Consider the following 16,428-nt stretch of genomic DNA (forward strand, 5'->3'; position numbering starts at 1 on the left):
GCGTACGCCTATACGTGCGTTTAGTCAACAATTACATTCACTGCAACAACTGCAGCTGCTCAGTTAGAATTTCCCCTTGCAAATATGCCTGCCACTGTTGCATCTCCACTAAGTACAAACAATTTAAGCTGCTTTTATCACCGCCAATATAACGGTTTTTTAGGCTGACTTTTTTATGGTAGCTGCGGGGTAATTCTTCAATTGTGCCTGAGCGTTTGCATACCAGCTGATATTTAGCTTGGGTTTTAATCGGTTCACGTGTACGCGCTTTGGGGGTTGCACCAAGTGCCCTTGCCCACTTTTGCCATGGTCTGCCATGCCCTCTATGTCCATCGGCAATATAAGCCAGTGCATGTGCGAGTTCGTGAGCTAGCGTGTCTAACTGCAATTCAATCGGGTTGTGTTCAAGAATATGTGCCGAGATACTTATCTGTTTTTTTAGATAATGGCAGCTACCAAGTTGGCGTTTTCCTTGATTGAATTTTAAAGCGTAGCCTGCTAGTTCTGGGTATCGTTCTGCATAGCTTGCAATCAGTTTGTCGAAGCTATTTTTTATCAGATGTTTTTTATCCGTCAGATTCATAAAAACGTACCGAGAAATTTTGGCTGGGTATACAAACAAAAACAGCCCAGCAAATTACTTTGTGGGCTGTTTGTATAATTTTAGTTGTAGCTAAAATTTAATTTATGCGTCAGCTTGTTGCTGTAAACGGAATAAAGATTCCATGTGCTGCATAGAAGTTAAAATTGCATAAATTACAGGTAAGTAACCACGTTTACGCATTTCTAAGAAATCTTCATCAGACAACTCATTAAATTTTTGCTCGTCAAACGCGTGGAAGCTACCAATGTTTACACGCTCACCATCTTGCTTGGTGTAACCAACTGTACGTGGTACTAATAATTCTTTTTCAGCGATATAACCAACAAAACCACGGCTTGCAGCTTCACGGTCGATGAAAGAATTCATAAACTCTTTAACTTGAGTTAACACTTCAGCTTCGCTGCCATCTTCTTTAAATAGCGGTTCACCTTCTTCAGTGTTAAACATTTCAGCTTCTTCGTCTAAACATACAACCATGTTTTCATCATTGCCGTTAACTGAAGCAGCAGCGAAAGGATAACGACGGATAGATGCTGGGATATAGGTTGCAGTCCATTGACCATCTTTAATTAATAAATTTTGCTCTTTTTTCAAGCCCAACAAACCAAGTGGATGATACTCGTTGGTTTCTTCGTTTTTGTGGAAAATAATTGGGAAGCTAGAAGACGCTTGTGGAAATTCATGAGCCAATAACGGTGCTACATGGACTGTTTTAGCAAAGTTATAATTCGGTGCGCGCTTAAGCTTAATATCTTTATGTTGGTTTGAGTTGATCGGAACCAATTTTTTAAACATCGGGGTTCTCCATAAATTCTTTGTATTATCGTGCTCGAGTTGAATACATTATTGTCATTATCAACGCGATGTAACTGTGTATAGCTTTAAGCCCAACCGACGTGCAATTGAGTAAAAGGTAGATACTAAGATATGCATTAGCCGAACAATTTCAAGCATAAATTCAACAAAAAGTTAAATTGAGGTAAATGATAGAAGTAAATTCAACCATTCGGGCTATTTTTTAGACGAACAATGCATTAGCGACGATAATTTTTGTAACATTTAACCAGCTTCCAGCAAAAACAGTTATAGTACTCACATTAAAAATTAGACGAGTTGGTCATGTCTATTGGTTTAATTTGCCCTTTAGATGGCGAAAATTTACATCTGCACAGCAGCCATAAATTCGTGAGCTGTCGCAATAATCATCATTTTGATTTTGCCAAACAAGGTTATTTAAACTTGTTACCTGTGCAGCAAAAACGTTCTAAACAACCGGGTGATGACAAAACTATGGTTGAAGCGCGCTGTCGTTTTTTAAATTCAGGCGTTTACCAACAAATTGCCCAAACTGTCATTAACTTAACTAAACAAAATCACACCGACGTTAGCTTGTTAGATGCAGGTTGTGGTGAAGGGTATTACTTGCGTCAATTTGCCCTGCAGTTACCACAGGCAAAGTTAGCTGGTTTAGATATTTCCAAAGATGCCATCATATCCGCTGCCCGGCAAAACCGACAACATAATCAGCAAGTGCAATATCTAGTTGCGTCGAATAAAAATATTCCTGTTGTGGATCATTCTCTTAGCCACATTTTATGTATGTTTGGTTTCCCGGTTTATGCAGAATTTGCCAAAAAATTGCAAACTAGCGGCTTGTTAATTTGTGTCGATAGCGGTGAAAAGCATTTACTTGAATTGCGTCAGGCAATTTATCCTGAAGTTAAGGCATTCTCTCCCATTAACCGTCACAGCGCCATTGCAGCTGGTTTTAAGCTAATTAATACCGAATCAGTGCAATATGATTATTGTTTAAACCAACAACAAATTAGTGATTTGCTCTTGATGACACCACACGGACACAAAGGCAATACAGATAAAATTACTGCGCTTAAAAAACAATCTGAGTTTACCCTTGGGATAGATGCACAGATAAGCGTGTGGCAACAAGAGAACGGTTAATGCAAGTTTCTCCTCCAACCAAACCAACAGCCCCACAAACAGAAAGTGAATTAATGCAAAGAGCTGGGCAAATCACGGGTTTAAATTTAGCCCAGCTTGCTCACTTGGCTGGTGTCGCTGTTCCTGAAAAACTCGACCGTGATAAAGGTTGGACCGGCCAATTATTAGAATGGCATTTAGGCGCAACCGCAGGCTCTAAACCTGTACCTGATTTTGAGCATATCGGCATTGAGTTAAAAACCATTCCGGTCGACAGAACAGGCACTCCATTAGAAACAACCTATGTTTGTGTTGCTCCACTCACGGGTATTGCAGGACAAACTTGGCAACAATGTCCTGTACGAGTGAAATTAAACCGAGTTTTGTGGGTACCTATTTTAGCTGAAAGAGGCATAACCATTGCCGAGCGATTAGTCGGCTTCCCTATTTTGTGGTCGCCAACGCCGGAACAAGATCAAGCTCTGCAGCAAGATTGGGAAGAACTAATGGATATGATAGCACTTGGTCAAGTAAGCCAAATTACCGCTAAAACAGGCCAATATTTACAAATAAGACCAAAAGCGGCCAACAGCCGAGTACGCACGCAAGGCATAGGTTCAAGTGGGCAACAAATTCAAACGTTACCGCGCGGCTTTTATCTGAAAAAAGCCTTCACTTTAGATATTTTGCGCCAAGCTATGGCTGGTTAAATCTATTGTTGTTCTAAACGTAAATTTAAACGGCGCATCGACAACTTGTTTAACTCGGCTACTTCTACTGCGGTAAAATTATTTTCTTTAAAATAAATTTTCGCTTCATGTTTGGCGATTAAACCATGGCGCTGCAGTAGCTTGTAACGTGAGTAACAAATGCCTTTTTTCATGATCAATGCAAGTGGTGACATTTCTCTTATATCACCTGCTGCAAATTCTTGCATTGGGTTGTGGATCATAAACCTTTTTAAATCAAAACGTTTTATCAGCTCTGCACTTAATCTAGGGGTATGTTCAAGCATAATGTTGCGCAAAGCTTCACCGCTGGGTTCAAGCGCACTAATTGCTTCATGATCGTCTTTTAATCTACGTTCACGAGCAATTTCTAGTTGCTCTTTCCATACTTTATCAAAAGTACGTAGATACATTCGCACCAACGCGGACTGACCTAAACCATGAAATGCACCTATGGTAAATGCTATGTTTTGGTCTAAGTTATGAATCAACGCCAAGCGTTTACAGGAAACTGCTGCGCCTAAGCCGGTTTCCCACAGCTTGCGTTTCATTAATCTAAATGGCTCTGTACTGTGCGGGATCCATTTACGAATAGCAAAAGTAGGCACCACCATTTTAAGGTTATCTATACCTATATAACTGAGTGCGCTTTTCGCTTTATCTACTCGTATTGGTTTGCCTTCTTTGGTCGGTCGATAACCTGGCAAATTAACAAACTGTACCATGTCTTGCTCTAACCAAGGTAGGTTCATGACCAAGGGTTCGATACGACCAATATTGGCTGCACGTACGGATAAAATATCTAAAATAGCCGGAATAGAGTCTTGGATATGCAATACATTTTCAAAGATATTGTCGACATCACTCAGTTGCTCAACAACTTGATCTGCCACTAATTGATTAATCTCAAGGTCTTTCTTTTGCCGATGTTTTTCCTTGGCATGTTCAAGTGCATCACGCTCGTTTTTTGCAACTAATTCAACATCTAATAACTGGCGTTGCTCTTGCTCAGTAAACAAATCGGCCATTGCTTGTAGATGAGCACCATTGTGTTTACGTGCGAAATCGTAACTTATTAATAAGTCGTGAAAGCGAGTGTTGATTAGATTTGAGTAGCGCGTATCAGCCATGTAGTTGAAGTTTTATATCAGATCCGATGAGAGCGTGAACTTGAGTTTAGCTTACTGCTAACCCCATTACCAATGAAATCAAGTTTTACTGCGAGCCGCAACAAAGTTCTGCAAAATATGATGGCCAAACTCAGATAAAACAGATTCAGGATGAAACTGCACACCAAAAATAGGTAAAGTTTTATGCTGCAAACCCATAATCACTTTGTCGCCATTTGCTTCATCGCTCCACGCAGTAGCATCTAATTCATCTGGTAATGAAGCTGGTTCAACTGCTAATGAATGATAGCGGGTAACGATAAATTCACGGTTAATCCCAGCAAATAAACCTTGATTATTGTGGGATACCAAAGCGGTTTTACCATGCATCACTTTAGGCGCTTTAATTACTTTGCCACCAAAATGTTGTGCTATGCACTGATGGCCTAAACACACACCTAAAATGGGTTTGTCCTGTGCAAAAGCTTGGATGACAGCTAACGAGATACCAGACTCATTTGGCGTACAAGGGCCAGGTGAAATAACAATATGCGAAGGGTTAAGCTGCTCAATTTGTTCGATGGAAATTTCATCATTACGTACCACTTTTACCTTGCAGCCTAGCTCAATAAAATAATGGGCTAAGTTGTAAGTGAAAGAGTCGTAATTATCGATTAATAGAAGCATAAATAACCGCATGCACTAGATGATTTGAAGCGGGCAAAATAACAAATTTACCCCCGTTACGCGAGCTAAAATTGCTTGATTAGCTCCCAAGGATTAGCAACCTGCCCTTGCCAACGATTATTTTTATAACTAACAGATGAATTAACTATGATTTGTTTGCCAATTAATTCAGAGAAGGTCATTTCTTTAAAATAACGCCTTTTAACGCTATCAGGCACCTGAATATACAACCAATCATTCAGTACCAACCAAGTCGATTGTTGGTGCTCAAAAACACGGACAACTTTGCCAAGCCAATTTTGTTTAACATCACTGCTAAAACGTGCTTGTTGTGCAGGTTTGGCTTGAAATTCAGCATGTGCCCAAACACCTGATTGTTGTTGTATTGCCAGCTTTTGCGCTTGAAAATAACAGCCCCAAAACATAGTGTTTGGCGGTTGAATATCTAATTGCACAGCGCCCTGCTCTAACAGCAGTTGTTGGATGTTTTGCCCGTCAGCTAAAAACACATGTGCAAGCATGTGATCATCACTGTCGAGCAATTCTTTGTCTAAAACTAACGAAATACTTGGCTGCTCTGCCAAAATATCCTTCAATAACTTACTCGACTGCGCTGACAATTTTAACGCCAGTTCGTCAGTTGCACGGTTCCTAAGTGGCGCTTGTATACCAATTAAACGCACTTGTTGACCACTAGCCAGCTCAATTAAGTCTGCGTCCAACACCTGTTTCACTTTTACTTGGCTATGATAACCTGTGCTACGGCAGCTAGCCGAGTGCAGGTCGCTAGTAAAAGTTGCGAAAAAAGCGCACAACAAACCTAAATAAACAAACTTGCCCATAAAAATTGTTAGCTTCCCATTTCAAAACGACCACTGCGGCCAAATTTTTTCACGAAGTCATCCAAATTCATTGGTTTAGCAATGCCATAACCTTGACCATAATTAATCCCAATACCACGTAAATCAGCCAGAATATCTTCCGATTCAACAAACTCTGCAACAGTCTCCATACCTATTGCTTTGGCAACTTCATAAATAGATTTAACCATAGCTCGGTCAATCGGGTCGACTAGCATGTCTTTAACGAAACTACCGTCAATTTTTAAGTAATCCACCGGCAAGTTTTTCAAATAACCATAAGATGAAAAGCCACTGCCAAAATCGTCCAATGCAAACGAACAGCCTAAATCTCTAAAACATTTAATAAAACTTAAAGTGGCGTCTAACTGCTGAATTGCCATAGATTCGGTAATTTCAAAACAAATTTTATTGTATGGAATTTTGTAATGGTCAAAACAATCGAGAATATAGTTTTGCATGCTTTCTTCAGCAAGCGACGGTCCTGATAAGTTAATTGCACATTTACCCACTCTAGCCATATGTAAAGGGTTATGCTGCAACCAAGCAAAATAATGGTTAATCACCCATTTATCGATGGATGGCATTAAACCATAACGTTCAGCTGCCGGCAAAAACAATCCTGGTGGCACTAAATTGTCTTCTTCGTCGAACATACGAATAAGTAATTCGTAATGCAGCATCTCTGTTGGCTGTTGCATGTTGTATATCAACTGAGCTTGTAGGGCGAATCTATCATTAGCTAACGCGTCGTTAATTTTTGACACTTGCTGCATTTCGTTATGACGTGTTTTAACGTCTTCGTCCGATTCGGTATACGCGTGGATACGATTACGCCCTTTATCTTTGGCTGCATAACAAGCGGTATCGGCAATACTCATAACTTCGTCAATAAAGTGGTTCTCTTCGTTGAGTTCAACCAAACCTATACTGACACCAACGGTAAATACCCGCCCTTCCCAGACAAAACGAAAATCTTGCACAGCTTGTTTTAATTGGAACGCAATCACAAAAGCATCATCGCCAATTTTGTTTTTGATCAGCACACCAAATTCATCACCACCTAAACGCGCAATAATGCCTTGTTTGTTTAAGATGTCTTTCAATTCATCAGTCAATTGGCGTAATAAGATATCTCCCGCTTTATGGCCACAAGTATCGTTAACAACCTTAAACTGATCTAAGTCCATGTATAACAAAGTGTGTTTGACTTTAGATTGACTACATTCAATTAAAGCTTCATTTAAAATGCGTTCGAATTCACGGCGGTTTAATAAGCCAGTAAGCGAATCGTGCGCCGCCAAAAATTGCAGCTGTTTGTCTGAGCGTTTTTTCTGGCTGATATCAATTAATGATCCAATCAGAGCTGGGCCTTCTGGGGTTTTAGGCTCAAACCTTAAGTTGATAGAAACCCATATTTTTTTCCCATTTGTACGACGCCATTGCGCTTCAAAGCCATATACCCTGCCGAACTCTTTTGCACGTGCGACCAGTTTTTCGCGTTCGTCTGGCGATACATATAACTCGAGAATATTTTCTATGCTATGCGCTAATTCTTCAAAATTTATGTAACCGACCAGATCACAAAAAGCTTTATTGGCTCTGAGTAATCGACCATCAACTGTGGTGGTAAAATGCCCTTCTACTGCGTTTTCGTAAATATCGTAAAATTGTTCGTAATGGTGTAACGCTTCTAACTGAGCTTTTAACCTTTGACTGCGCTCTTGTTTAATCCGGCTCGATAAAGCCTCAAATATCACGATAAAAGCAAAAAATTGCGATACCAACAAACTATATTCAGTCACTATGTTTCTTGGGATAACGCCAAATCTATTTGCTGCAAAAAGCGCACAAGATAAAGTGATTAAAGAAAAACAAATTACAAAACGGCCAGCGTCTTGATACTTTTTAGCCCAGACATAAATGCCACTGCTTAACAAAAATCCAGCGCATAAAACAAAAATCACAACCTGTAATTGAATTTGTTGGTAGTGGTTAACAAAGATGCCAATTAAGGAACTAGCAGCAAATAAACCACACAAACCAAGCGCCGATTTATGCAACCACTGGACTTTTTCACGCAAATGTAAAAACGCTGAGGCGAATAAACACACACCAGCTAAAGAAATACCGAGTGAAAACATGGATAAGTCTTGCGAAATAGCCGGGTAACTCGGCCATAAAAATTCAATAGGATAACCAGTAGCGGCACTGTAATAGATAAAAAAGAAAGCCGAGAACACAGCATAATATAAAAAACTGACATCGCGATTGAGCACATAAACTATCAGCGAGAAAATCGACAATACCACCAACAAGGCAAGGCCTGCTCCCAACCAAAAGCTATTTATTGATTTGTCTGTAGTTAACCAAGGTTGGTCAACCAAATACATAGGCACTTGTACCAAGCCGTCGTTTTCTATTCTAATCAAAATACGTGTTTGGCTATTAGCCACAAGTGTCAGCGGCACCACAAAGTCAGCCGACGGCAACAAACGCTCTTCTATCGACTGAGTTAAATTGGTATCCATAATTTCAACCACACCGTTTGTAGAATCTTGCTGATAAACGGTTATGTGATCAACCAAAGGAAATTGATAATCTAAATACAAAGACTGCTGCACAAAGCTAGTGTTACTAATATCAAAGTAAAACCAGTAGGCTTGTTGACTATAGGGTAATACCGGAAGGTCTTTGGAAAAGGTCTGCCAATCTATCAATTGAAAACGCTCAACCACAGTTTGTATATCAACTTGTTGTTCAAGCGCCTGATATTTTAGATGTTGTCCCAAAACAACTTTTTTCTGTTGTTTAATTTGCTCGACAGACAATTGCTGAGCGCTTGCAGTGCCTTGCCATGCCATAAAGCCGAGCAAAAATACTACAAGTAGGTAAAACCTTGTTACAAATTTCATTTAAAGAGTCACTTATCTGTTTTTATTGTTTGTTTTAAATGTCTAAGTTATTAGCTTCTTTAAGCCTAATGGACTGTCTATTTATAAACCAACAGATACTTGTGAAATACGCCAGCGCGTTACAACATCGCAAATATATCTGGTAAGAGTGTTATGTGTGTGTCTAATGTGCGTTATTTTCTACAATTTGTTTAAGTTTAGCCAATAATTCTTCACTTGTTTGGTCAAACCAACAACTTTGTGTTAGCTCATCAAAGTGCAGCCATACAATCTGTTGCGCTATCTCTAACCGCCAGCTTATTCTGTCGGCGCCAAACATGCTTTCTTTAAAATTAAATCTATGTTGATTGAGCCAAGGCAAGATTAAATCTTCAACATTGTCATAATTTAAGTTTTGGGCAAAGGTGCATAAAATACTGTCATCCGTTTGCTCAACAGAAATTAGATTTAATTTTTGCATAAAATGGCTAAATCCCCTTAATAAAGTTATAAATAATAACCTATAGACCTTAGTCTAGTCGACACTACAATATAGTTACTGCAAATTTTCTGCGGTACAGGCTTCATGCCAAAAAGCTGCGACCAAAGGCTCAACCAAGTGTTTTTGCATGCAACACACGCCAAGTTCAAATGGTTCTATCTCACCTGCGGCTTCAATACGCACGACTTTTTCACGTACAGGGCTATTCTCAATAACAATATCTGGTGCCAAACCTACACCACAGCCAAGCGCCACCATAGAGACAATAGCTTCATGCCCTGCTACAGTTGCATAAATATTTGGTTTTATATGATGCGACCTAAACCACTTATCACTGCGCGTCCGAGTAAAACCTGAATCTGCGATTATAAATGGAATTGCCTGCCAATCTGGTTTATCCACCTTAAGTTTATCTTTGACATCACAGTCCATTACTGGGCCAATGAGCGACATTGAAATGCGGTCAATTGGATGAAAGGCTAAATTATTTGGCATTAGGTCAGGCTTAGCAGACAAAGCTATATCAACTTCACCGCTAGAAATTTTTGCCATAGCGAGTGAAGCCGCACCGGTTTCGAGCTGAATTTCAATTTTCGGATGCTGCTGACTTAAGCGCGCCAATATAGGCGGAATATGTGAATAACAGGCAGTCACCGAACAAAATACTTTCAATTGACCTCGTAGCTCATGGCTGTTCACTTGGGTATGTTGTTGAAACTTGTGCCAGTTATCTAATGTTTGTCGTGCAAAAGACAAAAACTGATTGCCGGCTTCGGTTAACGCAACACTTCGGTTGTCACGCTCGAGCAAAATACAACCGGCTTCTTCTTCTAGCTTTTTAATCATACGGCTTAAAGTTGGTGCACTGGTGTGCATAGCCTCTGCAGTTTTTGCAAAGTGCAGGCTTTCAGCTAAATGAATAAAACAACGCAACGATTTAAGTTCCACCAGCGACTTACCTATCAATTGACCAAGAGTTAGTTGAATCTGACCGAGCATTTCACAATATGAAATACAGTTTTTTAAATATATCACTTTAAGCAACGTCTGTAATTAGGTAAAGTGTGCGCAAATTTTTATCAGGTAAATTCGATAGGATAATCAAGATGGGTCAAAATTATTTCAATACCCTTTCTATGGCTGAAAAGTTAGAGCAATTGGGTAAATGTCGTTTTATGGACCGTAGCGAATTCGCAAACGGTTGTGAAGCATTAAAAGGCAAAAAAGTTGTTATCGTTGGTTGTGGTGCTCAAGGTTTAAACCAAGGTTTAAACATGCGCGATTCTGGTTTAGATATTTCTTATGCTTTACGTGAATCTGCAATTGAAGCTAAGCGTCAATCTTGGAAAAACGCTACTGAAAACGGCTTTACTGTTGGTACTTACGAAGAATTAATTCCTACTGCTGATTTAGTATGTAACTTAACACCAGACAAACAACACACTGCGGTTGTTGGTGCTGTTATGCCATTAATGAAGCAAGGTGCAACTTTAGCTTATTCTCACGGTTTCAACATTGTTGAAGAAGGCATGCAAATTCGTGACGACTTAACAGTAATCATGTGTGCACCTAAGTGTCCTGGTTCTGAAGTACGTGAAGAATACAAGCGTGGTTTCGGTGTTCCTACATTAATCGCTGTTCACCCAGCAAACGATCCACAAGGTCACGGTTTAGAGTGGGCTAAAGCATACGCTTCTGCAACTGGTGGTGACCGTGCAGGTGTTCTTGAGTCTTCATTTGTTGCTGAAGTTAAGTCTGACTTAATGGGTGAGCAAACTATCCTTTGTGGTATGTTGCAAACTGGTGCTATCTTAGGTTACGAAAAAATGGTAGCTGAAGGTGTTGACGCAGGTTACGCTTCTAAACTAATCCAATACGGTTGGGAAACTATCACTGAAGCGCTTAAATACGGCGGCATCACTGGTATGATGGATCGTCTTTCTAACCCAGCTAAAATTGAATGTTTCGCTTTAGCAGGTGAGTTAAAAGACATTTTACGTCCATTGTTCCGTAAACACATGGACGACATCATCACTGGTCACTTCTCTAAAACTATGATGGAAGACTGGGCAAATGATGACGTTAACTTGTTAACATGGCGTGCAGAAACTGCTGAAACAGCTTTCGAAAAATCTTCTTCTCAAGAAGCTTCTATCGACGAGCAAGAATACTTCGATAACAACATCTTATTTGTTGCTATGGTTAAAGCTGGTGTTGAATTAGCATTCGAAGCTATGACTGAAGTTGGTATCATCGACGAGTCAGCTTACTACGAGTCTCTACATGAAACTCCGTTAATCGCTAACACTATTGCGCGTAAAAAATTATACGAAATGAACGTAGTAATTTCTGACACTGCTGAATACGGTTGTTACTTATTCGCTCACGCTGCTGTACCTTTATTAAAAGACTTCGTAAACGACTTAGACAGCGCGTTTATCGGTCAGTATAAAGCACCTAAGTCTAACTCTGTAGACAATGCTTTATTAGTACGTGTTAACGACGAAATTCGCAACCACCCAGTTGAGTGGGTTGGTCAAGAATTACGTGGTTACATGACTGACATGAAAGCTATCGTTGATAAAAACGAAATCTAATTTTAAGTTTTATACTTAATCTTTAAAAAATGCAGCTTCGGCTGCATTTTTTATTTGAACACTGCCCATTAAATCAGCTACTTTTTCCACCCACTTCACAATATATTTCTGCGCTCATTGATCTCAATCGAGATAAAAGGTGTAATGAGCATATGGTGTAGATAACCATTTTACGAATTAGGCAAAAATTTAGCATGCTCACAGAAATCATCACTTTGTTTGAAATCCCAACCAACAGTTTGTTGACCGATGGTGATTACAACCCATGGTTAGTCGCTCTATCTGTGATAGTTGCGATATTATCTTCTTTTATGGGATTACAAATTGCTGATTATGCAGCTTCAAATAAAAGTCCATTAAGAAGAAATTTGGCGCTAGCAACTGGTGCATTGGCACTAGGAGGTGGCGTGTGGTCTATGCACTTTATTGGTATGACAGCATTTAGGTTGTGTACTACGGTCGACTACAATATCCCAATTACCGCTCTGTCGGTTATCCCCTCGTTGCTTGCAAGCTGGGTTGCGTTAAGAATTACCAGTAGTGCAAACATAAATGGTAAAACCTTATTAATCGGTGGTGTGCTGGTTGGATCTGGCATAGGCGCAATGCATTACACTGGTATGGCCGCTATGGAAATGGCGCCACTGCTCAGATATGACCTAGGGTTATTTTTATTATCTATCCTAGTTGCCGTTACTTTATCCGTTTTGGCTCTTTCAATTAAATTTGCCATAGGCAAACTTGCCATTCCGCATGCAAATTCAACGATAAAAAGTTTGGCGGCAGCCGTCGTTATGGGTCTAGCGATAGCGGGTATGCACTATACAGGCATGGCCGCAGCACGATTTGTCCTGCCACCTGGGTTAGAGTTGTCTAAACAAACTGGTGAGATATCGCTGTACCTTGGTTATGGCATAGGTTTTGTTACCCTTGTCATGATTGGCGCTGTATTAGCCACTCATTACCTATTCAAAATTCGCGATTTATCTAAGCAATCAGCCTACAGTGAACGTCGTATGCGGGCTGTTATGAATACCGCAATTGATGCTATTTTCACCCTAGATAAAAATGGTGTAATTTTAGAAATCAGCCAAGCATGTGAAGCCTTATTAGGCTGGAAGCAACAAGATATGCTTGGTAAATCAATTGCTGAATATTTACCGGAAAAATTTAGGCTAGAATTTGAAAGCCAAATGCATACTGGGGTTAATGCCTTTGTTGGCCGCAGCCGTGAAGTGCAAATAATCCACCAACAAGGCCATCTGGTGGATGCGCGTGTTTCAGTCGGTACCGTCAAACTTGATAGTGAAACCTTGTATGTTGCAATAGTTTCCGACTTAACCGAACGCGCAAAAATGGAAAAAGCGCTTAGAGAAAACGAAAGTAAATTCCGTTCACTCATTACCAATATTCCAGGCATAGCATTTCGTTGTTTAGACACTGAAGGCTGGCCTATGTTGTACATTAGTAATGCGGTCGAAAAAATTACTGGTTACCCTGCATCTGACTTTGTCTACCCTAATCAAACACGTTACTTTTCTGATTTAATCCACCCTGACGATTTAGAGCGCGTATCTGACTATTATAATGAGACTGGGCTGTATGCTTTTGAATACCGTATTATCGACAAACATGGCATGCAACATTGGTTATTAGAACAAGGTAGTTTAACCAAAGACCCAATCACAGGTGAGAATTGCCTTGATGGTTTTATTATGGACATTAGCGAACGTAAATATATGGAAGATGAACTGCGAATCGCCAAAGAAGAAGCCGAACAAGCAGCCGCTGCCCGTGCCGCATTTACTGCCAATATGAGTCATGAAATACGCACACCTATGAATGCGATTATTGGTTTTAGCGACATCTTATTAGATTCAGAATTACCACTAGAACAACACAAACACATTAAAACCATCAACCATTCGGCACGTTCATTACTCTATTTACTCAATGATGTATTAGATAGTGCCAAACTTGATAAAGGCAAATTAGAGCTAGAACAAACTAACTTCAGCTTAGTTGAAGAAGTTGATACTGTGATTTCAACTTTATACCTAGAAGCGCAAAACAAAGGCTTACAACTATATAGCACTATGGATGATAGCGTCTTACCTTATTATCTAGGTGATCCAAACAGAATTCGCCAAATCTTAACCAATATTATAGGTAATGCGATTAAGTTTACTCCAACAGGCACGGTTAAAGTTGAAGTAGCCCAAAACGATGCCGTATCAATAAAAGTAGTTGATACGGGTATTGGCATGTCGCCAGAACAAATCAAACAAATATTTGAGCCATATACTCAAGCAGATGCGTCTATTAGTCGCAAATTTGGCGGCACAGGTTTAGGTACAACCATTAGCTTTAAATTAGCCCAATTAATGGGTGGCTCAATCAATGTTGTTAGTCAGCCAAATAAAGGCAGCACCTTCGAAATAGTTTTACCACTAGCGCCTGGGGTTAAACCTAAACAAAAAGTTAAACTAAGCAACCAAGTAAGCTTGCCGCAACTTCGTATTCTGTTAGTGGACGATATTCAACAAAATATCGACTTACTAACCGTCGTTTTAGAGCGTGACGACCACATCATAGACAGTTGTTACAACGGTGAACAAGCGCTGACCAAACTACGCAATAAAAACGATTACGACTTAGTCATTATGGATATACAGATGCCAGTTATGGATGGTCTAGACGCAAGTATGACCTGGCGCAAATATGAAGCCGAACACGGTTTAACTAGCATACCTATTATTGCATTAACCGCTAGTGTTATGGCCAACGACAAACTGCGCGCGCAACAAGCAGGTATGAATGGATTTGCCAATAAACCGATAGATCCATTACAAATTAAACAAGAAATAGCTCGGGTGCTCAATATAGCGATAACACCAGAAGCCGTGCCAGCGCATGCAGACGCGAAAGTGAGCTGCATTGATATCGAACGAGGCATTAGTTTATGGGGAGATAAAAATACATTTTTCTCTGAAATACAGCGATTTATGCAAGACAATCCAAATATAGATATACAACTAACAAACTTAGTTGAACAACAAAATTGGAGTGAACTACAACACTACGCGCACAAAATAAAAGGCATAGCAGGCAACTTATCTCTGCCTAAACTTACCAGTTTATTTAGTCAATTAGAAAGGGCGCTGCGCCGACGTGATAGTAAAACTTTGCCGAGTTTAATTTCACAAATAGCCGAACACCAAGCTAAACTGCTGCATTCATGTGAGCAAGAAAAAATAACCGACACCCTTGATGCACCTGTAGCTCAACAGACTGACAATCAGTTTTTGCAAATGTTAGATACCATCAGTCAATTAGCGCTTTCGAGCCAGGTTGACGATCAACTTAACTCAGATCTACTCAAGTTAGCGCCCGCAAAATATAAGGAGCAACTTGATCAAGCAATTGATCTACTGAATGATTTTGAGTTTAAAAAAGCACTTGCGCTAATTCAAACAATTCAATCAGACGCCGTTGGAGGGCAGTAATGAGTCATATACCCAATTCGACCCCAACTATTTTAATTGTCGATGATGAACCTACGAATCTGCGGGTGCTCAAAGGAATTTTGCAGCAAGATTATCAACTGACTTTCGCCAAGTCTGGTGAAGATGCGTTGCAAATAGTCACGGATAAAAAGCCTAACCTGATTTTACTCGATATTATGATGCCAAATATGTCGGGTTATGATGTATGCCGTAAGCTTAAAGCCGATACAAATACATCAAGCATTCCAGTTATTTTTGTTTCAGCATTAAACGATGAATTAGACGAAGCTTTGGGTTTTGAGTTAGGTGCAGTTGACTACATTACCAAACCTGTTTCCCCTGCTTTAGTCAAAGCCAGAGTAAAAACCCACTTATCCTTAGTACAAGCGGACGAGCTAAAACGCACGCGTATGCAGGTGATTCAAGTATTAGGTCGAGCGGCTGAATATAAAGATAATGAAACTGGCATGCATGTTATTCGCATGAGCCACTATGCAAAAATACTCGCCAAAGCGATAGGTTTGTCTGAGTTTCAAGCAGATAAAATAATGCATGCAGCGCCTATGCATGACATTGGTAAAATTGGTATAGCCGATAATATTCTGCAAAAACCAGGGCGCTTAACCGACGAAGAAATGGCGGAAATGCGCAAACACCCAGAAATAGGCGCAGAAATATTAGGTGAATGTGAATCTGGATTGCTCAAATTAGCCCAATCAATCGCGCTAACTCATCACGAAAAATGGGATGGTTCTGGTTACCCTAACGGGCTGGCTGGTGAAGATATTCCATTAGAAGGTCGCATAGTCGCCCTAGCTGATGTATTTGATGCTTTAACCAGTGAACGTCCGTACAAAAAAGCTTGGTCAATCGAAAAAACTGTTGGATTTGTTCAATCACAAAGTGGCATTCACTTTGACCCTAAATTAGTTGATGAGCTGTTAAAACACTTGCCGGAATTTTTAGCAATAAAAGAAAAGTGGCAAGAAGTTTAAAAGTAAGC

Annotated in this window: 13 protein-coding genes; 5 read left to right on the plus strand and 8 right to left on the minus strand. The window is 40.0% G+C overall.

The features are described 5' to 3' along the window. Positions 1-37: 37 nt before the first annotated feature. Together ACMZOO_RS04910 and ACMZOO_RS04915 are read right to left on the minus strand one after the other, a co-directional pair. Complete coding sequence (locus ACMZOO_RS04910; RefSeq protein WP_440905642.1) at positions 38-583, minus strand: SprT-like domain-containing protein; 546 nt, start codon at positions 581-583, stop codon at positions 38-40. A 102-nt stretch (positions 584-685) separates the two neighbouring features. Then, positions 686-1,399, minus strand: coding sequence for a SapC family protein (locus ACMZOO_RS04915; protein WP_440905643.1), 714 nt, complete (start codon positions 1,397-1,399; stop codon positions 686-688). A 324-nt stretch (positions 1,400-1,723) separates the two neighbouring features. Between ACMZOO_RS04915 and ACMZOO_RS04920 the strand changes: the two genes are divergently transcribed. Next, positions 1,724-2,563 (plus strand): putative RNA methyltransferase, encoded by an 840-nt coding sequence (locus ACMZOO_RS04920; RefSeq protein WP_440905644.1) that lies wholly within the window; start codon positions 1,724-1,726, stop codon positions 2,561-2,563. Continuing rightward, a complete protein-coding gene (mutH, locus tag ACMZOO_RS04925) occupies positions 2,563-3,252 on the plus strand; it encodes a DNA mismatch repair endonuclease MutH (RefSeq protein ID WP_440905645.1) in 690 nt (229 codons plus the stop codon). Before ACMZOO_RS04920 ends, mutH begins: the two co-directional genes overlap by 1 nt. 2 nt (positions 3,253-3,254) lie before the next feature. Here mutH and ACMZOO_RS04930 read toward each other — a convergent pair whose 3' ends face one another. The 6 genes from ACMZOO_RS04930 to ilvY form a co-directional block, all read right to left on the minus strand. After that, positions 3,255-4,400 carry an HDOD domain-containing protein gene (locus ACMZOO_RS04930; protein WP_440905646.1) on the minus strand — a complete coding sequence of 382 codons (1,146 nt, stop codon included), beginning with the start codon at positions 4,398-4,400 and terminating at the stop codon, positions 3,255-3,257. Positions 4,401-4,478: 78 nt separating this feature from the next. After that, positions 4,479-5,066 carry an anthranilate synthase component II gene (locus ACMZOO_RS04935; RefSeq protein ID WP_440905647.1) on the minus strand — a complete coding sequence of 196 codons (588 nt, stop codon included), beginning with the start codon at positions 5,064-5,066 and terminating at the stop codon, positions 4,479-4,481. A gap of 65 nt (positions 5,067-5,131) precedes the next feature. Then, positions 5,132-5,908: a thermonuclease family protein gene (locus ACMZOO_RS04940; RefSeq protein ID WP_440905648.1), complete on the minus strand. Its 777-nt coding sequence runs from the start codon at positions 5,906-5,908 to the stop codon at positions 5,132-5,134. An 8-nt stretch (positions 5,909-5,916) separates the two neighbouring features. Continuing rightward, the gene (locus tag ACMZOO_RS04945) at positions 5,917-8,841 is read right to left on the minus strand and encodes an EAL domain-containing protein (RefSeq protein WP_440905649.1); all 2,925 of its coding nucleotides are present in this window, start codon (positions 8,839-8,841) and stop codon (positions 5,917-5,919) included. Positions 8,842-9,004: 163 nt separating this feature from the next. After that, the gene (locus tag ACMZOO_RS04950) at positions 9,005-9,301 is read right to left on the minus strand and encodes a DUF3630 family protein (RefSeq protein ID WP_440905650.1); all 297 of its coding nucleotides are present in this window, start codon (positions 9,299-9,301) and stop codon (positions 9,005-9,007) included. A 75-nt stretch (positions 9,302-9,376) separates the two neighbouring features. Further along, positions 9,377-10,270 carry an HTH-type transcriptional activator IlvY gene (gene ilvY, locus ACMZOO_RS04955; protein ID WP_440905651.1) on the minus strand — a complete coding sequence of 298 codons (894 nt, stop codon included), beginning with the start codon at positions 10,268-10,270 and terminating at the stop codon, positions 9,377-9,379. A gap of 158 nt (positions 10,271-10,428) precedes the next feature. Here ilvY and ilvC point away from each other — a divergent pair, with 158 nt between their 5' ends. From ilvC to ACMZOO_RS04970, 3 genes are all read left to right on the plus strand, one after another. Next, positions 10,429-11,919, plus strand: a complete 1,491-nt coding sequence (gene ilvC, locus ACMZOO_RS04960; protein ID WP_440905652.1) for a ketol-acid reductoisomerase — start codon at positions 10,429-10,431, stop codon at positions 11,917-11,919. Positions 11,920-12,113: 194 nt separating this feature from the next. Then, entirely contained in the window at positions 12,114-15,425 is a 3,312-nt protein-coding gene (locus ACMZOO_RS04965) for an MHYT domain-containing protein (RefSeq protein WP_440905653.1), read from the plus strand. Continuing rightward, positions 15,425-16,420, plus strand: a complete 996-nt coding sequence (locus ACMZOO_RS04970; protein WP_440905654.1) for an HD domain-containing phosphohydrolase — start codon at positions 15,425-15,427, stop codon at positions 16,418-16,420. The genes ACMZOO_RS04965 and ACMZOO_RS04970 overlap by 1 nt, the downstream gene beginning before the upstream one ends. Positions 16,421-16,428: the final 8 nt, after the last annotated feature.

The organism is Catenovulum sp. SX2 (genome assembly GCF_052056295.1).
Lineage (GTDB): Bacteria > Pseudomonadota > Gammaproteobacteria > Enterobacterales > Alteromonadaceae > Catenovulum.